The organism is Paenilisteria newyorkensis (genome assembly GCF_000766145.1).
Lineage (GTDB): Bacteria > Bacillota > Bacilli > Lactobacillales > Listeriaceae > Listeria_A > Listeria_A newyorkensis.
This window is the reverse complement of record NZ_JNFB01000002.1, coordinates 59625-80428: the sequence shown is the minus strand read 5'-3', so window position 1 is coordinate 80428 and position 20804 is coordinate 59625. Positions and strand designations below refer to the sequence as shown.

Here is a 20804-nt window from a genome sequence, read left to right as displayed (position 1 = left end):
TTACTCAAACAAAATAAACACTTTATACATATTTTCTCATGGTAATATCTACGACTTCAAAACCCATCTTTTTATAGACATGGACCGCCCGCTTATTGTGCGCAAAGGCATGCAGCGATATCTCGGTAATTCCTCGTTCTTTTGCATTTTCCTCAAGCAAAACTAACAACGCACTGCCGAGACCTTTATTTTGAAACGCATCGAAAATCAGAATATCATAGATAAAATAGGTTTTCTCTTCTTGAAAAACCCATAACGTCCCGACAAACGCTTCCCCTTGCATGACTTCCCAAAGAAAATGATCCTTTGTTGCAACGCCATCAGGAAGCAATTCCATCGTCGTCATTCTTGCCTTGAACAACGCTTCATCGCGCGGCCAAATTCCTGCATCCGCTTGATCCTTCGCATAACCCACACTAAGCGACTCCGCAAAATCAGAGAAATGCTCTTTTGGCATCGCTGTTAAACGTAATCCCTCAGACATAGCGCACCAAGAAATATTTTTTCTTACCGCGGCGAACAATGGTGAAGCGATCTTCCACACGATCCGCTTTCGTCACTACTTTTTCAAGATCCTGCACACGCTCGCCATTGATATAAATCGCGCCATTCCCAATATCCTCACGTGATTGGCGCTTGGAAGGCTCGATACCAAGATCAACAAGCCAGTCTACAAGCAGTTTCTCCTCTTGGCCCGCCTCAAACGTTGGCACATCTTTAAAACCTTGCTCAATCTCATCCGCCGTCAGCACTTTCACATCCCCACTGAATAAAGCTTCCGAAATCTTAATTGCTTGATCTAACGCCTCTTGGCCATGAATGAAACGCGTCATTTCAGCAGCTAAAGAACGTTGCGCGGCACGGCGATGCGGTTCCAATTTGACCGCTGATTCCAAATCGCTAATTTCGCCTTGATCTAAGAACGTGAAATATTTCAAGTATTTCACAACATCGCGATCATCCGTGTTAATCCAGAATTGGTAGAACTCGTACGGCGTCGTCTTCTCCGGATTCAACCAAATCGCGCCACCCTCTGTCTTACCAAATTTCGTGCCATCTGCTTTTGTTAACAACGGAATCGTCAAACCAAACGCTTTAGAGCCCTCGCCTTGTTTTTTACGAATCAAGTCAAGCCCTGCCGTAATATTTCCCCACTGATCACTACCGCCAATTTGCAGACGACAATTGTGCTTTTCATACAACTCATTGTAATCCATCGCTTGCAAAATTTGGTATGAGAACTCCGTGAACGAAATCCCAACTTCCAGACGATTCGCCACGATATCTTTTGCCAGCATCGTATTGACATTGAAATTTTTACCAAAATCACGCAAGAAGTCAAGCACCGTCAAATCTTTCGTCCAATCATAATTATTCACCATAATCGCGCCATTGTCACCAGCAAAATCAAAAATTGTTTCTAACTGGCCACGCAGGCTTTCAACGTTTTTATTGACCTGTTCGATCGATTGCAGTTGGCGCTCTTCTTTCTTACCACTCGGATCACCAATCGATCCTGTTGCACCGCCAACTAAAATAATCGGACGATGCCCTTTGTTTTGGAAGCGACGCAAAATCATAAATGGAATCAAATGCCCAATATGCATCGAATCTCCCGTCGGATCAATCCCGCAGTACAACGAAATCGATTCCTTTTCCGTTAATTCACGAAGTCCAGCTTCATCAGTCTGCTGGTAAATCGCGCCACGCCACTCTAACTCATCAATAATATTCATCTCATTCTCTCCTTTTCCATAAAAAAAGTCCCTCCGTCTACTGACGAAGGGACGCAAAATATACGTGGTACCACCCAACTTAGGAAAAAATCTTCCTCGCTTCATTAAGATAACGGCAAAAACCGTTTGCAAATGCAAATATGCTCCGGGATGTAATTCGTCCGCCTTATTTGTACTGGTTTGCAGCGACCACCAGCTCTCTTTTCCACAGGGATAAGCGACTACTTCGTCCGTTCATAGCTTTTCGATATAATATTGTACTTCTATTTTTAACACAGCCCAAAACAGATGTCAAGAAACAATATTAAAAAAGCCGAGCAAATCTATTTCTAGACTGCCCGACTCTCCATAAAATTAACGCGTTGTTCCGCGCATTTTTTCGCTATGTGGTAAAATAACTGTTTTTTCTTCTACTTCTTCGTTTGCCATTAATTTCGTCAATAAACGCATCGCTACGGCACCGATATCATACAGAGGCTGAACCACCGTTGACAATTGTGGACGCGCCATCAATGTCAATTTCGTATTATTGGAAGTCACGATTTCAAGCTCTTCCGGCACTTTCACACCAGCATCAAGCGCGGCATTCAAGACACCCATCGCAAGCTCGTCATCTGCCACATAAATCGCGTCAGGCGTTGCTTTCAAGCTACTTAACTGCGCCCAAGCTTTGACACCAGCCTCATAATTATAAGCCGCTTCCAACACATAGTCTTCGTTAAATTTAATTTTGGCTTCTTTAAGCGCCTCACGATACCCGCCTAATTTCAACTCACTGTTTACCGGCTCATCTAGCGAACCACTAATGAACGCCACTTTTTTATGACCATTCTTCGTAAAGCGAGACACAGCCTCATAACTTGCTTGTTTATAATCGATATTCACCGATGCAATTTTGTTTGCCGCATCCACAGAACCCGCCAAAACAACCGGTGCTGGCGAACGATCGAATTCCTCTTGCAACTGCTCAGAAATACGCTCACCCATGTAAATAATACCATCCACTTGCTTACCAAGTAACGTATTCAACACTTGCAATTCCTTATCTTCGTTCTCATCCGAATTACTCAAAATGATATTATATTTATACATCGTCGCGATATCTTCAATCCCACGCGCCAATTCCGCATAAAAAACGTTCGAAATATCAGGAATCATCACACCAACCGTCGTCGTCTTCTTACTAGCTAACCCTCTAGCCACCGCGTTCGGACGATATCCGAGCTGTTTAATAACATCTAATACTTTCTTTCTAGTAACCGGCTTCACATTCGGATTCCCATTGACAACACGAGAAACAGTTGCCATCGAAACATTCGCCTCACGCGCCACATCATAAATTGTTATATTCATTCATTTCACTCTCCAGATTCATTTATTTTAACGGTTAGCCATATGTAACCATTGTAAACGTACACAATCGTGCCTACACTTAATAATACGATAGTTTTTTTCGTTATGCAATTGTTTTCACTTATTATTTACATTACTAAAAATTCAGAAGAAAGCGTTTCATTCGACTATTCCATCACAAAATCCAGCAAACCCCTTCCCACAGCTAATGTATTCCCTTACATAACTCCACGTAAACCAATTCACTCTCCCTTTATACACACAAAAAAAGCAGCTAGGAAATCATTTCCTAACCACTCTCTGCATAACTATTTACTAAAAAATCCGACTCCCCACCAAACCTCAGCGTGGCGACAAATGATTAGATCCTAGGCAAAAGCGAGTACCGAAGCGGAGCATACTGGTGTATGTGAGCATCGGAACACAGCTTTTAACGACGGAGATGATCGTTTGTCGCCACGCTGAAGACTTTATTGGATGTTGGATGGGACTAACTTCGATTTCAAAATCGCTTCCCAGAATGCGTCGAACTCTTTCAAGTCCATTTGTTGCGCTGAATCAGACAAGGCTACTGCTGGGTCTGGATGCACCTCAGCCATAACGCCGTCCGCGCCGATTGCCAACGCTGCTTTTGCACATGGAAGTAGTAAATCTTTACGTCCCGTAGAATGCGTCACGTCGACCATAACTGGTAAATGTGTTTCTTGTTTCAAAATTGGAACAGCAGAAATATCTAATGTATTGCGTGTTGCTTTTTCGTACGTACGGATACCGCGTTCGCAAAGAATAATTTGGTCGTTCCCTTGCGCCATGATGTATTCGGCAGCACCAACAAATTCTTCAATCGTCGCAGATAATCCACGTTTTAGCAAGATTGGCTTGTCTACTTGACCCACCGCTTTTAGAAGTTCAAAATTTTGCATGTTTCGTGCACCGATTTGGATAACATCGATGTGATCTAGCGCCACTTCGATATCACGAGGCGTCACGATTTCACTGATCACGCCTAGGCCAAATTCGTCAGCAACACGTTTCAAAATTTGTAATCCTTCCACGCCAAGTCCTTGGAAATCGTACGGGCTTGTACGCGGCTTAAATGCGCCACCACGAAGTAATTTCAGGCCTTTATCACGAACTGCACCAGCCACCGTTGCTACTTGCTCGTAAGATTCTACAGAACACGGACCGAATACGAATGTTGGTACACCGTTTCCGATTGGCACGCCATTCACATTGACAACGGTGTCCTCTTTCTTATTTTTACGAGAAACAAGCAATGCTTTCGAATTATCGTCTTCTTGCAATTCTAGACCAGCCTTGAAAATTTCTTTAAAAAGCTTCTCGATCGTGCTATCTTCAAATGGCCCTTTGTTCGCATCTGTAATTGCGTTCAACATTTGACGCTCACGAACTGGGTCAAAGCGAATAACACCTTGCATGCCTTTAATTTTACCGATTTCTTGTACTAAATTTGCTCGTTTATTAATAGCCTCCAAAACCTCTATGTTTAAGCTATCAACCTGTGCGCGTAATTCTTCTAAATTTGGATTACCCATGTTTTTTGCCACCTCTCCAATTTCCCTGTATATCTTTTTACAGTATATTTTATCATTATAGATGAAAACGATTCATTTGTCACCATATCGCTTTTCTACTTAAGCGCTTTTAAGTGTTAAAGTGAATGTTACAAGATTAATACTAACATCCCTTCTCGCCAAATGCAAGCTAATTTTTCGTCATCGCTTCCAAAAATCGGTTACTCGCAAGAAAAAAAGGTTATAAACAAAGTGTTCTCACACCTCATTTATAACCCATCTTTTATTTTTTCAATTCTTTTTTCGCGTCATCTACAATTTTTTCTGTTTTGTCTTTTGCTGTTTTAGAAGCTTCTTCTACTTCTTCCTTTGATTTGTCAGCCGCTTTCTTCACGTCAGCGCCCACATCTTTCGCTTCGGATTTGAATGTTTCGCCTGCTTTTTGCGCTGCTTGTTTTGTTGCTTCAACGCCTGCTACGGCTGTATCTTTCACAGTTTTTGTTTGCTTAGAAACCGTTTCATACAGCTGACCTGATTTGTCTTTTACTACACCGACAAAACCGGATGCAGAATCGACAAGGGCATCTTTCTTATCTTTGGCTACATTGCCAATTTCGATTCCTTTTTCGTAGGCAACATCTTTCCATTGCGCCCCTTTTTCTTTCACAACTTCGACATGCTCGTTTAGGTCGCCGCGTAGTTCTTTACCTGATTTTGGAGCTAAAAGTAGTGCCGTTACCGAACCTACGATACCTCCGATTAAACCACCGATTAGAAAATCTTTTACGTTAATTCCATCTTTTCCAGACATATATTTTCCCTCCATCTTCATTTTATAAAGTGATTGTTTCTTCTTTCGCTTCCGCCGCAGCTTGTTTGGCAGCTTTATTGGCTTTCATCTTATCACGGAATGATAAAATGGAGTTACTAAATGATACGGCTTGTACGATTTTAGTCTCATTTGTGTGGACTTTATTCGTCGCAAGTGTTGCTAGTTCACGAACGGATTGACTTAGCCCAAGAAGCGATACTCCGATGTCTCCAACCGCGTCGAAAACTGGATCTACTTTTGCCACTTTGCCATTGATATCTTCGAGAAGATCGTTCGTTTTGCTCATTAATTTCTCGGCCTGATCCGTAATCCCCTTGACCTCACCTGTCATTTCTTCGAGCGATTTGGCCACTTCATCCATTGTTTTTGAGGTTGATTTAAGCGTCATGCCTAGATAAACCGCAATGACAAGTAGCGCGATTGCTGCAATTAGAGCCGCAATGTATAAAATTATTTCCACCTTCTCCACACCTCCACATATATCTAACACTTTACCCCTAATGCGTCTATGTAAAACGACCATTTTTGAAGAACGGGCTGTCTTCATTTTAGCAATATTATGCGAAAAAGGGAAGTAAAATAGCATGGCGGCAACAAGATAAATTCTTTTTGGAAGCATATTTCGACGATTTGGAGTAAACTATAGGGGTGCCGCGAAACGGTGGAAAAAATGAAATGGAGTGATTTTCTTGAAAGATCCACGTATTGAAAAACTAGCGTATAACTTAATCAACTACTCTATAAGCCTACAACCAGGCGAAAAAGTACTTATTGAAAACTTCGGCGTACAAAAGGAATTGGTGACGTCGCTTGTTTCGGAAGCCTATAAAGCTGGCGGATTTCCATTCGTATCCTTGAAGGAACCGCAAATTGACCGGGAAATGATGCTGGGCGCAAATCCAGAACAATATGCGAAGATTGCTGAATTTGAAGGCAATGTCATGAAGGAAATGGACGCGTACATTGGTTTGCGTGCTGGCGATAATATCAATGAGCTATCCGATGTTCCTGCTGAGAAATTGAAAATCAACGGCGAAACAGTCGGTAAAATGCATACGAGTATCCGCGTGAAGCAAACGAAATGGGTTGTCTTGCGTTATCCAAGCGCTTCGATGGCACAATTGTCTAAGATGAGCACAGTTGGCTTCGAGGACTTCTATTTCCAAGTTTGTACCCTTGATTACAGCAAAATGGGTGAAGCGATGGAGAGTCTCGTGACGTTGATGAATCAAACCGACCGCGTTCGCCTCGTTGGAGAAGGCACAGACCTGCGTTTTTCGATTAAAGACATTCCTGCAATCAAATGTGCTGGTCAATTAAATATTCCTGATGGCGAGGTTTATACGGCTCCTGTGCGCGATTCTATCAACGGAACCATCACATACAACACGCCATCCCCTTACCAAGGTTTCGTTTTTGAAAATGTTTCCTTTACTTTTGAAAACGGGAAAATCGTGAAGGCTACTGCAAATGACACCGAACGCATTAACAAAATTTTGGACACAGATGAAGGCGCACGCTTTATTGGCGAGTTCGCGATTGGCGTGAATCCATTTATCCATGAGCCGATGCAAGATATCCTATTCGATGAAAAAATCGAGGGTAGCTTCCACTTCACGCCTGGTCAATGTTACGACGAAGCACCAAACGGTAATGATTCCGCGATTCACTGGGATCTCGTGAACATTCAACGTCCGGAATACGGTGGCGGCGAAATTTACTTTGACGATGTGCTTATTCGCAAAGACGGCCGATTCGTGATTCCAGAACTTGAGAAGTTAAACCCGGAAAACTTAATTTAAATATCGACAAGGAATCCCAATTTCAGCAACGGGATTCCTTTTTTGATGCACAAAAAAAGAACTGCAAACCAGGAATACCCCTAATCTACAGTTCCTCATTCATTCTATTAATTTACTGCTCGCTTTTCTTCCATTATTTCCACACCTGCGTCGAGAACACCTTCATATGCTGCTTGGAACTTTTGAACGTCTCCAGCTCCCATAAATAGGATAACTGCATTCGGGTATGCTAACAGGCTTTCGGTGTGTTGTTCTTGAATCACGTGATTGCCTTTTGTTTTCGCGGCTAAATCTTGAATCGTTAGTGTGCCTCGATTTTCACGGGCTGAGCCGAAAATATCACATAAATATACTTCGTCAGCCAAGTTCAAGCTATCCGCAAAACCTTGCAAGAATGCTTGTGTACGCGTAAATGTATGTGGTTGGAAAACGGCCACGACTTGACGATCTGGATATTTTTGTCTCGCTGCATTAACCGTCGCTCTGATTTCAGAAGGATGGTGTGCATAATCGTCCACTAGCACTTGATCCTTTTTCTCCGTGATGCTAAAACGGCGCTTCACACCTTCAAATGTACGTAATTCTTTCGCTACATCTGCGGCTGCAATTTTTTCATATTCACTAAGCGCAATAACACTGAGCGCGTTAAGTACGTTATGATCACCGTATGTTGGAATGACGAAATTACCATAAAATTCGCCGTTATGATACACGTCAAACGTCGAACCCGTCGTCTCTTTAATAATGTTTTTAGCTTGGAACTCATTATCGTCTCCGAAACCGAAATAAACAATCGGAATATCTAGTTTCAAACGACGTAACTGCTTATCATCGCCCAATGCAAAAACGGCTTTCTTCACTTGTTTCCCAAACGATTCAAACGCACTAAAAACGTCATCCTCGCTCTTGAAATAATCGGGATGGTCCCAATCAATATTCGTCATAATAGCATATGTCGGGGAATAAGCTAGGAAATGACGTTGGTACTCACACGCCTCCAGAGCAAAATACTCAGCATCACGATTACCTTTTCCAGTGCCATCGCCAATCAAATAAGATGTCGGGCGTAACTCTTCTAGCACATGAGAAAGAAGCCCCGTCGTCGATGTTTTTCCGTGCGAACCAGTGACAGCGATACTTGTATAACCATCAATTAATTGCCCTAAAAACTTGTGATAACGAATAACCGGTAATCCCATATCCATTGCTTTCTTAATCTCTGGATGTTCGTCCTTAAACGCGTTCCCAGCGATGATAGTTAAGCCTTCACGAATATTATCTTCAGAAAATGGTAAAATCTTAATGCCATCGTCTTCTAGTGCTTTCTGTGTAAAGAAGTATTTCTCAACATCGCTTCCTTGCACACAGAAACCTTTATCAAACATAATTTGAGCCAGCGCACTCATACCTGACCCTTTAATCCCAACAAAATGATACGTCGTCATTAATTGAACCCCCAGAATTTTAATCTTTGAAGAGGTAGCCTAAAAAATAGTGTGTTGCCCAACTAAAAAAAGCATTTTCATTATTTTTATTATTTCTAGACATCTTCTTGTATTACTGTTTAAACGTGTGTTTGATGTTTATCTACGCTGTGACCGAAAATCTCACTAGGTAATTATAGCACTTTCTCGCCCATTTAGAAATCCTTGTGGGAAATTTATATCCAAGGACTTATGTTTTTACGCTTTTATTCGAAATAAAGTACATTTTTATACGCTAATAGAACTACTGATGTATTAATTATCACGTATTTTTTCTAATTGTTCTCGGGTGATAATGACGTCTCGCGGTTTCGACCCATTCGTTTCTGAAACAATACTATGCTTTTCTAATGCCTCCATCAATCTTGCGGCACGATTATAGCCAATTCGAAAATGACGTTGCAAAAGCGACGTCGAAGCACCATTTTGTGACAGTACAAAATCGCACGCTTCATCGAATAAATCATCCTCTTCTTCTTTGGCAATTTCGCGTTCGAGGAGTTCTTCTTGTTTAAATAAATAGTTCGGTTCTGCCTGATTCCGCACATGGGCAATGACGGCGTCGATTTCTTGATCGCCAACGTATGTGCCTTGTAAACGGACGGGCTTCGATGACCCACTTGGTAAGAAGAGCATGTCCCCTTTTCCAAGTAATTTCTCGGCTCCACCGGTATCGATGATCGTTCTGGAGTCTATTTGAGAGGATACAGAGAATGAAACACGCGTCGGGATATTCGCCTTGATGAGCCCTGTTATAACGTCTACAGAAGGCCTCTGCGTCGCGACAATCATATGGATACCACAAGCTCTTGCTTTTTGTGCAATCCGACTAATGGCTTCTTCTACATCATTTGGCGCCACCATCATCAAATCGGCTAATTCATCGATAATAATCAGGATATACGGTAATTTTTCACCGGAATGTTCTGGATGGGAAGAATATTCGTTAAATTTCTCCATATTTCGAACGCCCGCATGTGAAAATAACTGATACCTGCGCTCCATTTCTTCGACTGCCCATTTAAGCGCGGCTGTTGCGGCTTTGGCGTCAGTAATAACCGGGCTGACAAGATGCGGAATGCGATTGTACGGGGCAAGTTCGACCATTTTCGGATCGATAAGTAATAACTTCAACTCGTCCGGCGTCGCTTTATAGAGCAGACTAATGAGTAACGAGTTGATGCATACACTCTTACCCGAACCCGTTGCCCCAGCGATTAATCCATGCGGCATCGTTTGCAAGTCCGTCACGATTGGCATACCAGAAATATCGAGTCCAAGCGCCGCCGTTAACGGTGACTTACTCGTTTGGAACGCCTGACTATTCATAATTTCTGACAGCATCACAGGGCGGCTCGTTTCATTCGGAATTTCAATCCCGATCGTGCTCTTCCCAGGGATTGGCGCCTCGATTCGAATATCTTTTGCAGCGAGGCTTAACTTGATATCATCCGTCAAATTCGTGATTTTGCTGACCTTCACGCCTTTTTCTGGCTGGACTTCAAAACGCGTTACCGCTGGACCTTGCGTAACGTTAACGACTTTTGCAGACACGTTAAAATTCTCTAGCGTCTCATTCAAAAGTTCCTCTTGAAACGCCAACCACTCCTCGTCCTCATTTTCAAAGACAGGTGGTTTTAGCAAATCTAGGGATGGGAAATAATAGCCGCTCGCGTCTTCTCTCAGATGTTGTTCTGTCGGGAAAACAGGGGCTATTTCTGGTTCTTCCACCGCTACCACTTCTGCTTTTTTCTGTTCGACGTGTTGCTTGTCTTGATTCACCATCATCACATTAAATGGAATCCTCGTTTTCGGCGGTGCACTGTGCTCTCGTTGTTCTACTTTCTCCGGTTTCGGCGCCTCATGAATGAGCTCAATACGTTGTGGCGCAACAGGAACCTCTTCTTCTTGTAAAATTTCCTCTTCCACAACCGGCGGGATTTCCTCGATTTCTTCTACAACAACAGGCTCTGCTTCGACCTCAAAGTCAGCTACAAACTCAGGAGCAACTTCCTCATGCATCGGTTCAACAACAGCTACTAGCTCCTCGATCACTTCATGAACCGCATCACTCGTTTCTGGTTCTTTTGTGATATCAAACTCAAAACGACTTGGTCTTTTTTGGAAAGCAAAAACTGGAGAAGGGACATCGGTTGGTCTAAACGGACGTTTCTTCTCAAATTTCGGCGCCACTGTATTTGGTGATTGGGTTCTCGGTGTTTGGCGCGGTATCGGGGTTTTATGTAGTTCTTGTTTTGTTTCTACTTGTTTTTGTCCATCAGGAATGAGCGGAAAGCGGAACTCGCCTTTTGGATATTGATACATCACTTTAGCGTGGACTTCACGCTTTTGTTTCGTTGATTGCGTATTGCCACGCGGTGTATTTGTCGTTTTCTTAATTTCCTTTACGGCTGCTAATTGAACTGGTGGCGCTGTTTCTGCCTCTTTTTTCGGCTTAGCCACTTCTACTTCTTCATACTCCGCATCTCGATCAGCGAAGAAAAATTCTTTAAACCATCCCATACTATATCACTACCTATTATTTTTTTAACCATTTCTTAAACTGATTCTAACAGAGAAATTTAGATAAAGCTATTATGAATGTGGTAGCTCGTCGAAAAACTGTGAAAAACGGCTATATATAAGCGTTAATGCGTGCATAACTTAAACTTATATCCAGACACAACTCGAGAAAAAGAACAATTTAAATCCATATTGTATACGATATACCACGAAAATAAAACAGCTTTTCGTTAAAAAAGCTGCTTTATTCAAGCACTAGAAGGAAACGGGAAAGGCTGCGCCAACTTCATAATCAGCATCCAAGACCATGATTCCTTTTTCTTCTGGCGCATTCGGAATCGCCAATTCGCGCGCCGCACAGATCATTCCAAACGAGTCTTCCCCGCGAAGATTGGACGGTTTAATAATCAGACCACTCGGCATTACCGCGCCTATTTTTGCAACGACTACTTTTTGTCCTGCATCAACATTTGGCGCACCGCATACGATTTGCACTGTTTTATCTCCCAAATCAACTTGGCATACATTTAATTTGTCCGCATTCGGATGTTTTTCCTTCGACACCACATAACCAACGACGAATTTAGGCGAAAGATCCGCTTCAACCACAAAATCAAAGCCGTTATCCGCTAACTCTTTGTTGATAAACGCCACATCTTCAAGCGTCAGCGAAACCTTGCCAACCGCATCAAACGCGCGCTTTTTCGATACGTCGAAAATATTAATCGCAACCGTTTCGCCTGTTTCAACGTCAAAGATACGCGTTACATTTCCTTTTGATTCAAAATCCGTTTTTTCTACATCCTTGAGGTGGACTAAAAGCGTGTCCCCTACTCCTTTTTCGTTATAAAATGCATTTACAATCACGTTAACTACTCCTTTGGTCTGTTTTTGGCCATAATAAAGATCGGTTCTAGTTTACCATCATTATACACGAGAGGTAAAGAGGTAATTGGTGCAAGGCCGTCCGCAAAAAACTGCATCGTCATGTGCGCCAACACGTCATAGCCTGTATTATTTCTAATATCCGCGATGATCAACACGTCCTGATGCGGCACAGCGAGCACCATTTCTCCATCGATACGCGCACGCATTTCCTCTAAAAACGGCTCATTCAAAATCCGACTTGCATCATACCCATCATTTGTTCGCACGAAATAATAATCATTACCGCTCACCGAATCTTTTTTCGTTGTCGTCGCCCGCGTGCGCAAGTTCGCAAACGCCGCCAGCCTGACATCGTCTATCGTCACATCCGTGTTTTCCAAGCTCTCTTCCTCGATAAAGCGATACGAAGCACCGACATCCACCACGTAAAAAATCGCCGTTTCCGCTGTGTGTTTTTCAGTCAAAAGCGCCTTCCCGTCTTTCGTTTTTTGCGGAAAAGACGTCGCCCGAATGACCGGATAAACGTTCGGCAAACTCGCCTGAATATCCATCGTATGCTGCGACGCTTTCAAACCTTCCTCGACATAATACACGATTTTTTCAACCGCTACGTCCGCCTGTTCTTCCCAATTCGCGATAATTTGCGGGATGGAAAGCGTGATTGAATTGCCCGCTTCCGTCACTTTTAGCGTATCCTTCTCCCGATTATAACGGAATGTACGGTTCGCGCCAGCAAGCTCTTTTTCGAGCCTTTCCTTCATCTTCATCGTTGTCATTTTCATCGTAGCGCCCTCCCCTCTTCCTTATAACGCGTCAATAAAATCCGTAATTTCTTCTTTCGTTTTGCGATCCTTACTGACAAACCGACCGATTTCCTCGCCATCTTCAAACACCAAGAAACTCGGAATACCGAAAATCGCCAAGTCAGCGCAGAGGTCGATAAACTGGTCACGATCCACATGCGAAAACGTAAAATCATCATGTTCCGCCTCAATTTCAGGCATCACCGGCTCGATAAATTTACAATCCCCACACCAATCCGCACTGAACATAAAAATCGTTTTACCATTATTTTTTAACGCATTAAATTCTTCCATTGTTTCTAAATGTTTCATCACTCACTCGACTCCTTCTTGTTCCTACTTACTTAATCCTAAAGCCCCCACGAAAATTAGTAAAGAATTACGCTCACAAAAGTTGCTATCGGATGCATTTTCTTCTATTATAGCAAGAAAGGAGGCGTTTTTTGATGGACTATCATATTTATTTAGCAGGCGAAATTCATTCGGATTGGCGCGATCAATTGCGAGCTAGCCTGAAGGAAAAACCAGGTGTTCACTTCCATTTTTATGGACCGCAAGAAAATCACGATCTATCCGACGCAATCGGCGAACACGTGCTAGGCGAACAACCGAATGCCGTCTACAAGGATTTACAAGCTTCAAAAATCAATAACCTACGTACCGAACTACATTTGAAAAAAGCAGATTTAGTAATTGCTCTATTCGGCGAGAAATTCAAGCAATGGAACACCGCCACAGATGCTGCAACTGCAATCGCACTTGGGAAACCAACGATTGTTATCCGCCCAGAATCGCTACACCATCCGTTAAAAGAGCTATCTGAGAAAGCAAATGTCACCGTGGATACGATCGAACAAGCCGCGCAAGTTATCGATTACATTTTTGCATAGTCTTTCCCATGAAAAAGCACCTCATTCACGGAGGCGCTTTTTCGCGTTTACTTGATCTTTCCAATACCACATAAAGCCGAATCCCAAGACGAGTACGCCACCGATAAGCGTTGTCAAAATCCACCCGAGCTCCGTTTCTTTCAAATAAGGAACGTGAAAGAAATACCCTATCAAGAAAACGAGCGCCGAGAGGAACATGATACTCCCCGTCAGAATAACTGGATGCCGCCACCATTTTTTAAGCATTATTGCGAATCGTTTCCCATGTTGTTTTATCAAGGGTACGAACAATTGTTGTAATCATTTCTTTTGCCGCCGCGTAATCATCCACGTGCAAAATCGAGTTGGAGGAATGGATGTAACGCGCCGGAACACCGATAACCGCGCTCGGAATCCCACTGTTCGACGTGTGTACTTTCCCAGCATCCGTTCCACCTGGCGAAATGAAATATTGATACGGAATCTTGTTGGACTCCGCGGTATCCAGCAGGAATTCACGCATACCGCGATGCATAATCATCGTCCGATCAAAAATCCGCATTAAGAAGCCTTGCCCTATTTGGCCGAACTGCGTCTTATCACCTGTCGTATCATTCGCCGGACTCGCATCAAGCGCGAAAAAGATATCCGGCTGAATCATATGCGCACTAACACCAGCGCCACGAAGCCCAACTTCTTCTTGCACATTCGCGCCCGCAAACAGCGTATTTGGCAACGTATCATCCTTCACCGCTTTTAAAAGCTCGATTGCAAGACCGACGCCGTAGCGATTATCCCACGCTTTTGCCATGATTTTTTTCGGGTTAGCAAGTGGTGTAAATTCAGCAACCGGAACGATTTGTTGTCCAGGTTTCACGCCAATCGCAATCGCATCGTCACGATCATCCGCACCAATATCGATTAACAAGTTTTTCGGATCTGTCGGCTTGCTTCGTTCTGCTTCGGTCAACAAATGCGGCGGAACAGACGCTACCACACCAATAACCGGCCCATTCGCCGTAATCAGTTGCACTCGTTGCGCTTGCAGAACTTGCGGATTCCAGCCACCAAGCGTTTGGAAAGCGATCATCCCATTATCCGTAATCCGCGTCACCATGAAACCAACCTCATCCAAATGGCCAGCAACAAGGATTCTCGGCCCATCTTCCGCGCCATGACGCACACCAAAAATACCGCCTAAACCGTCTTGAATCACTTCATCAGAGACCGGCGTAATTTCTTTTCTTACAAAATCTCTCACAAACTGCTCGTTTCCAGACGTGCCTGGCAACTCCGTTAATGTTTTAAATAACTCCAACGTTTCTTTTTCCACTTATCATCAGTCCTTTTCGGTGATATCTCTAGCATTATACCACTTCCAGAAACGTTACGTCTAAGAATTCGGCTAACCAAATCGGCGCCCTTCGATGTAAAGGCTTTTATATTTTTAGTTTAGAGGGTATAATAAGACACAGTAAAGCTAAAAAAGAGAAGACAAGTAAGATTTAGGGAGGCAAACAATGAACTGGAAAGTATTTATTACAGGTGTTGCAGCAGGAGCAGCCGCGGGTCATCTTATCAACCATTACCTACTCGAGCCAAAGACCATTTCAGGCGATGTAATTCTTGAAAACGTCAAAGAAGCATTCAAAAAAGAAGGGCCAATCGAAGGCTCGTGGATTCAACTGAAAAAACAACATTACAAAAAATTCGCGATGGATACGTTCGTGTATCACGGTGGTATCACAGCGATTCGTGATGGCGAGAAGAAACAATTCGAATTTATCGCAGACGCGACGACTGGAACAGTTATTGACGTTTACTTAACCTGATAGAAATACGAAACTGCAGGCCAATGATGCGCCTGCAGTTTTTTTATTTAATAAAACTATCCACGCGTTTTTGATCATACGTGCCGCTGTCCACCATATCTTTCATCTGTTCGCTGAAAATGACTTTTTCGGCACTTTGCAACGCTTTTTTCACCGCAGCAACTTGTAGCATAATTTCTTCATATGAACGCTCCTCATCCGTCATTTTCTTGATGGATCTCACATGCCCTTCGATTTTAGCGAACCGGTTGGAAATTGATTTTCTAACCTCTGACATAGGTATACCCCCTAGCGATAAGAATCTAATTTTTATTCATGTCCCAAAAAACCATTCATAGATAATGTTCGTCACAACCCCCTATACAGGTTACTAATTCATATACCATATGGAGGTATAATAAATTCCCCTGTCCGCTATTACTTTATCCGTCACATTTCCATCCACATCGAATTGCAAAGCGCGATAGAAAGAGTCATGATAAAAGAGCAACCATTTCCCCGTCCCGTCCAGCTCATTCCGAATCCGCTCCTTCGCAAAAATTGAGTCCATTGGATAATCATCATACGCTGTCACCCATAGCACATTTTGATGGGCATGCGTCGGGAAAATATCCGCCATATGAATAGCCGATTCGCCTTGACTATCAATCCGAATCACCGCGTGCCCATTGCTATGTCCGCCAGTTTTCTCTAATGAAATTGCGTCATTTAATTCCAGATGTTGCGCATATGTCTGTATTTGGCTCGCGATTCCCTGCCAATTTTCAGGCCAGTATGTTGCTTTGGAACGAATATTTGGTTCGCGAATTTCTTGCCATTCCGCTTCCGTCGTGTAAATCGTCGCGTTCTTGAAAATGCTTTCTCCGTTCGTATCCGTCAAGCCAACGATATGATCGAAATGCAGATGCGTCATCAGGATACAATCAATATCTTCCGGCCGCACACCAAGCGTCGCTAAATCTTCCAAAATAAACGATTCTTCCACGACACCGAAATTACGTTTTTGCTTCTCCGTCAACCGACAAACGCCAATACCCGCATCAATAAGATAATGCTTGCCCTGATATTCAAAATACATCGGATCCGTCACACAGCGAATCTGATTTTTCTCGTTCACCTCATGTTTTTTGCTCCATAATGCCTTCGGGACAGCGCCAAACATCGCGCCACCATCGAAATGCGTCACACCGCCGCGCAACCAATGAAACGTTATCTCCCCTACCCGCAAAGTATCCATTTTTTTGTCCTCCTTTAAACTAAAAAAAGCCAGAGTAACCATAATCGCTGGAAACTCTAGCCTTTCACTATGATTTAAATGTCGCCTCTAAACGATAAATCGGAAAACCTTGTGCTGAAAACTTCTCTTCATACTCCGTCATAATATTCCCTTCAAACGAGCTGTTATGAAGATCAAGCGACAAGTAAGTTAACAAAACACCATACTCCGAAAACGCCACCAGCGAATATTCAAATAAACTGCGATTATCCGTTTTGAAATGAATCTCGCCCTCCGTCGGCAACAACGCTTTATAAATATCCAAAAAGCGCGGATGTGTCAATCGACGTTTCGCATGCCGCTTCTTCGGCCACGGATCAGAAAAATTCAAATAAACCCGCGCAACTTCACCGACTTCGAAATACTCCAATAAATCCGCACCATCCACAGATAGCAAGCGCAAATTCGGAATTCCCGCCGCAAGCGCCTTGTCGAGCGCTGTAATCAACACACTTTCCACGACTTCAATACCAATATAATTAATATCCGGATTCGCCTGCGCCATTCCTGTCACAAACTGACCTTTTCCAGTCCCAATTTCAATATGAATCGGATTCTCGTTTCCAAACAGTTGGTGCCATTTCCCCTTTAACTCCTCAGGATTTGCCACACATACTTCTGGGTGAGCCAGAATTTTCTCCCGCGCCCACGGTTTATGTTTTACTCGCATAACGTTGCGTACACCTCATTATCTTCCATTATTTTTTTCAAAAGTATTTCCAAACGAGCAAGTTCCGGTTTCCGGTCATGCTCAAATTGCCAATTCATCGCCATCAAAACCTGACAGATAGAAAACCATTTCACCCGTGTATAAAAAGCGCGCGTCAACTCCTGACCATATTCGCTAAGCCAACCGTCCCACTCATCATACGGAACATACTGATACAATAAAACGCCCAGATCATTCGCAGGATCAGCAAGCATCGCGCCATCCCAGTCAACAAGATACAGCTCGTTTCCTTCTGAAAGCAACCAATTATTATGGTTCACATCACCGTGACAGACAACGTGGCGCCCCTCTTCCAGTTCATCCACATTCGCCAGCAAATAACGGTATGCCTCCGAAACTTTCGTATCCAGTGGATTCAGATTACCAATACCATCCGTCACTTTTTCTAGCAAATGGAAGCAAGAATAGTCCTTTTTTTCAATACGTTGCAGCATATCCCGCAACGCCTCCGATTGGTGAATTTTTCCGAGCAATCTAGCCACACGCGGTTCTCGCATCTCTTTTGCCGTCAATGTCTGCCCATTATTAATCCATTTCTGCGCCGTAATGACATCCCCGTTTTCAACCCGCCGCGTCCAGATTAATTTCGGCACAATATTTTCAACAGAAAGCGCAGCTAAAAAAGGCGAGGAATTCTTTTTTAAAAAGAATTTTTCGTCTTCATGAATCGCGACGAAGGCCTTTCCAGTTTCCCCGCCCGCCGGCTCTATTTCCCAATCTTGCCCAAACAAATTATCTTCCATTCTACATTCACCTTCACTTACGTCGTTGTCTTTCTATATTTCATTATTATTAACGACGAATCTAGCTCTTACACAACCCCTGTTGGTACGCCAAAAATTTCGAGATATAATAAAATTCCAGCGCAATACTATGTACTTTAGAAAGATGGATAAAAAAAGAGCTATCACAATTCCTTAATAGCTACCTTTTAAATTTTACTTCTCTTCGCCCCTCCCGTCAAGTCAACGTATGTTCGTATTTGTTGGAACTGTTTGAAACAAAGTGAATTACAGTTCCAATATGCATGAGAGCGAAGTGAGCATGTAATCCTTCCCGATCGTTTGAACAAAGTGAATTACGAGCCCAATATGCATGAGAACGAAGCAAGCATGTAATCCACCCCAGTTGTTCGAACTAACATACCCAAAAACCCGATATGCCAAAAACAAAAAACCTCCAAACCCAGCCAAAAGCCAAGTCCAGAGATCCACATTAATGTTCGATGACTTCCGTTTTAGTCACAATGGGAGCCAATGATTGTTTTTTCTTCTTAATAAATATCGCCAAAATGACAGCAATCACAGAAAGAATCGAGGAAACCAAGAATGCTGTCTCAATCCCGTGAATCAACACATGATTCGCAATCTGTTCTTTCGTTTTACCTGCAACATCCGCCGCCGTCAAGTTCTCGCCGAAGCTTTTCGCACTTTTTGACATAGTGGTTATGAGTAGCGCCGTTCCGAGCGACCCCGCAATTTGCCGGACGGTGTTAAACATTGCCGAGCCGTGTGCCGCCATTGATAGTGGTAACGAGTTGAGCGCGGCTGTTTGGAGCGGCATCATGACCATCGCCATCCCGCTTGCCCGAATCGTTTGCACAACGACGATATACGTTAAAGTCGTGCTTTCATCAAGGTTTGTAAACATGAATGTCGTTACAGCCATGATAACAAGCCCAATTAATGACAAATATTTCGCACCAAATCGGTCAAACATAATTCCCGTTACCGGTGAAAGTGCCGCGGTCATCACAGCCCCCGGTAAAAGCACGAGCCCTGATTCTAGCGGTGTAAAATGTCGTACACTTTGTAAGAAAATCGGGAATAATAACATACCGCCATATAATCCCATCATGACGAAGAAACTAATCGTTGTTGTCAAAGTAAATGTTCTGTGTTTAAACACGTTGAAGTTTAGCAAAGGTGCTTTCGCGCGACCTTGATACCAAATAAATACTGCTAAAACAACAAATCCTAATAAGACGAATCCTAGCACTTTTGCAGATAGGAAATCATGATCCCCTGCGTTACTGAATCCTAGTAATAAACTACCAAACCCGATGGTCGATAAAATAACCCCGAGGAAATCCAATTTTGGAAAAGTACGTTTCCCGACATTTTTTAGTAAGAAAAAGGCCACGACAACATCGAGAATCGCGAATGGAATAATAATGTAAAAAAGATTTCGCCAATCATATTCTTGCACAATCCAACCAGATAAAGTCGGTCCGATCGCTGGCGCAAAGTTCATCGCAAGGCCAATCAAACCCATCGCTCTACCGCGCCGCTCCATCGGAAAGAGATTAAGTACAACCACGGTCAAAAGCGGCATCACGATACCCGCACCAATCGCTTGCACCATCCGCCCGATAATAAGTACGGTGTAATCCCCTGCAAAACCAGAAATCGTCGTACCAATGGCAAACGTAATCATCGCAAATAAGTATAGTTGTCTTGTCGTAAATCGCTCAATTAAAAAGGCCGTCATCGGAATCATGACACCATTGACCAGCATAAATCCTGTTGTCAACCATTGTCCTTGACTCGCCGTAATATTGAAGTCCGTCATAATGCTTGGTAGTGCCACGTTCATAAGCGTCTGGTTCAAGATCGTGACAAATGCCCCCATCAGCATTACGATTAAGATACCGTTTGTTTTAATTCCATCACTTGCTGCTTTCATATTCATTGTTTCGTTTCTCCTTTTCGTTCTAGTAACGCAATCATTTTGTCATGTGTTGCGAGCATTGCCCTCAGTTCTTCCGAGTCTATTTCCAAAACCGCCTCTAAACGGTTAAAAAAAACATCATACGTTTCGTCCACTTTTGCGAGGCCTTCTTGGGTTAGCTGTAAATTCAGCGCCCGACGATTCCCTTCATCACGTCCCCGCGTTAAGTAATTCGCCTTCACCAATCGATCGACAATCCCGCTCATCGTGCTTTTATTCACGCGTACACGCTCTGCCAGTTCCCCAAGCGTTAAATGTGGCTCTCTTTTCAACGTACCTAGCGAAAATAATTGCACAGTTGTAATGTCACGCTTCGTTGCCTCTTCTTGTAAATAATGGTGTATTTTTTGCTGCATCGTTCGAAATGAGAGAACCACCTCGCGTATTAATTTCTCGTCCAAATTCTGTTCT

The 20804-nt window shown here is 43.2% G+C and carries 22 protein-coding genes and 1 other annotated feature; of the genes, 3 read left to right on the top strand and 19 right to left on the bottom strand.

Annotation, left to right across the window (positions count from 1 at the left end):
* Positions 1–22 precede the first annotated feature (22 nt).
* From EP58_RS01015 to EP58_RS00990, 6 genes are all read right to left on the bottom strand, one after another.
* Complete coding sequence (locus EP58_RS01015; protein WP_052165058.1) at positions 23–484, bottom strand: GNAT family N-acetyltransferase; 462 nt, start codon at positions 482–484, stop codon at positions 23–25.
* Complete coding sequence (gene tyrS, locus EP58_RS01010; protein WP_036089063.1) at positions 477–1736, bottom strand: tyrosine--tRNA ligase; 1260 nt, start codon at positions 1734–1736, stop codon at positions 477–479. Before tyrS ends, EP58_RS01015 begins: the two co-directional genes overlap by 8 nt.
* A gap of 44 nt (positions 1737–1780) precedes the next feature.
* Positions 1781–1983 (bottom strand) — a binding site (T-box leader).
* 107 nt (positions 1984–2090) lie between these two features.
* Positions 2091–3089: a catabolite control protein A gene (gene ccpA, locus EP58_RS01005; protein WP_036072480.1), complete on the bottom strand. Its 999-nt coding sequence runs from the start codon at positions 3087–3089 to the stop codon at positions 2091–2093.
* Between the two features lie 470 nt (positions 3090–3559).
* Positions 3560–4645: a bifunctional 3-deoxy-7-phosphoheptulonate synthase/chorismate mutase gene (locus EP58_RS01000; RefSeq protein WP_036089061.1), complete on the bottom strand. Its 1086-nt coding sequence runs from the start codon at positions 4643–4645 to the stop codon at positions 3560–3562.
* A 262-nt stretch (positions 4646–4907) separates the two neighbouring features.
* Positions 4908–5435: a YtxH domain-containing protein gene (locus EP58_RS00995; RefSeq protein WP_036089060.1), complete on the bottom strand. Its 528-nt coding sequence runs from the start codon at positions 5433–5435 to the stop codon at positions 4908–4910.
* Positions 5436–5457: 22 nt separating this feature from the next.
* Positions 5458–5916, bottom strand: a complete 459-nt coding sequence (locus tag EP58_RS00990; protein WP_036079392.1) for a DUF948 domain-containing protein — start codon at positions 5914–5916, stop codon at positions 5458–5460.
* A 229-nt stretch (positions 5917–6145) separates the two neighbouring features.
* Here EP58_RS00990 and EP58_RS00985 point away from each other — a divergent pair, with 229 nt between their 5' ends.
* Positions 6146–7258, top strand: a complete 1113-nt coding sequence (locus EP58_RS00985; protein WP_036089059.1) for an aminopeptidase — start codon at positions 6146–6148, stop codon at positions 7256–7258.
* Between the two features lie 107 nt (positions 7259–7365).
* On the opposite strand, the gene murC is transcribed toward EP58_RS00985, so the two are convergent.
* The 5 genes from murC to EP58_RS00960 all read right to left on the bottom strand — a co-directional run bounded on the left by murC (position 7366) and on the right by EP58_RS00960 (position 13268).
* The gene (murC, locus tag EP58_RS00980; protein ID WP_036089058.1) at positions 7366–8703 is read right to left on the bottom strand and encodes a UDP-N-acetylmuramate--L-alanine ligase; all 1338 of its coding nucleotides are present in this window, start codon (positions 8701–8703) and stop codon (positions 7366–7368) included.
* A gap of 294 nt (positions 8704–8997) precedes the next feature.
* Positions 8998–11265, bottom strand: a complete 2268-nt coding sequence (locus tag EP58_RS00975; RefSeq protein WP_036089057.1) for a DNA translocase FtsK — start codon at positions 11263–11265, stop codon at positions 8998–9000.
* 255 nt (positions 11266–11520) lie between these two features.
* The gene (ytpR, locus tag EP58_RS00970) at positions 11521–12132 is read right to left on the bottom strand and encodes a YtpR family tRNA-binding protein (RefSeq protein ID WP_036089056.1); all 612 of its coding nucleotides are present in this window, start codon (positions 12130–12132) and stop codon (positions 11521–11523) included.
* A 5-nt stretch (positions 12133–12137) separates the two neighbouring features.
* The gene (locus tag EP58_RS00965) at positions 12138–12935 is read right to left on the bottom strand and encodes a DUF1444 domain-containing protein (protein ID WP_036089055.1); all 798 of its coding nucleotides are present in this window, start codon (positions 12933–12935) and stop codon (positions 12138–12140) included.
* A gap of 21 nt (positions 12936–12956) precedes the next feature.
* Entirely contained in the window at positions 12957–13268 is a 312-nt protein-coding gene (locus tag EP58_RS00960; protein WP_036089053.1) for a thioredoxin family protein, read from the bottom strand.
* Between the two features lie 134 nt (positions 13269–13402).
* On the opposite strand from EP58_RS00960, the gene EP58_RS00955 reads away from it, so the two are divergent.
* Positions 13403–13846 (top strand): YtoQ family protein, encoded by a 444-nt coding sequence (locus EP58_RS00955; protein ID WP_036089052.1) that lies wholly within the window; start codon positions 13403–13405, stop codon positions 13844–13846.
* A 21-nt stretch (positions 13847–13867) separates the two neighbouring features.
* Here EP58_RS00955 and EP58_RS00950 read toward each other — a convergent pair whose 3' ends face one another.
* Complete coding sequence (locus EP58_RS00950) at positions 13868–14092, bottom strand: hypothetical protein (protein ID WP_036089050.1); 225 nt, start codon at positions 14090–14092, stop codon at positions 13868–13870.
* Positions 14085–15158 (bottom strand): M42 family metallopeptidase, encoded by a 1074-nt coding sequence (locus EP58_RS00945; protein ID WP_036089049.1) that lies wholly within the window; start codon positions 15156–15158, stop codon positions 14085–14087. The genes EP58_RS00950 and EP58_RS00945 overlap by 8 nt, the downstream gene beginning before the upstream one ends.
* Positions 15159–15345: 187 nt before the next feature.
* Between EP58_RS00945 and EP58_RS00940 the strand changes: the two genes are divergently transcribed.
* Complete coding sequence (locus EP58_RS00940) at positions 15346–15657, top strand: PepSY domain-containing protein (RefSeq protein WP_036089047.1); 312 nt, start codon at positions 15346–15348, stop codon at positions 15655–15657.
* 43 nt (positions 15658–15700) lie between these two features.
* On the opposite strand, the gene EP58_RS00935 is transcribed toward EP58_RS00940, so the two are convergent.
* The 6 genes from EP58_RS00935 to EP58_RS00910 all read right to left on the bottom strand — a co-directional run bounded on the left by EP58_RS00935 (position 15701) and on the right by EP58_RS00910 (position 20794).
* On the bottom strand, positions 15701–15934 hold the full coding sequence (locus EP58_RS00935) for a metal-sensing transcriptional repressor (protein ID WP_036089045.1): 234 nt from the start codon (positions 15932–15934) through the stop codon (positions 15701–15703).
* Between the two features lie 93 nt (positions 15935–16027).
* On the bottom strand, positions 16028–16894 hold the full coding sequence (locus EP58_RS00930) for an MBL fold metallo-hydrolase (protein ID WP_036089044.1): 867 nt from the start codon (positions 16892–16894) through the stop codon (positions 16028–16030).
* Positions 16895–16961: 67 nt separating this feature from the next.
* On the bottom strand, positions 16962–17603 hold the full coding sequence (gene trmB, locus EP58_RS00925) for a tRNA (guanosine(46)-N7)-methyltransferase TrmB (protein WP_036089042.1): 642 nt from the start codon (positions 17601–17603) through the stop codon (positions 16962–16964).
* Entirely contained in the window at positions 17594–18406 is an 813-nt protein-coding gene (locus EP58_RS00920; RefSeq protein WP_036089040.1) for a phosphotransferase family protein, read from the bottom strand. The genes trmB and EP58_RS00920 overlap by 10 nt, the downstream gene beginning before the upstream one ends.
* Positions 18407–18878: 472 nt before the next feature.
* On the bottom strand, positions 18879–20354 hold the full coding sequence (gene mdrM, locus EP58_RS00915; RefSeq protein WP_036089039.1) for a multidrug efflux MFS transporter MdrM: 1476 nt from the start codon (positions 20352–20354) through the stop codon (positions 18879–18881).
* On the bottom strand, positions 20351–20794 hold the full coding sequence (locus EP58_RS00910; RefSeq protein WP_036089036.1) for a MarR family winged helix-turn-helix transcriptional regulator: 444 nt from the start codon (positions 20792–20794) through the stop codon (positions 20351–20353). The genes mdrM and EP58_RS00910 overlap by 4 nt, the downstream gene beginning before the upstream one ends.
* Positions 20795–20804 lie beyond the last annotated feature (10 nt).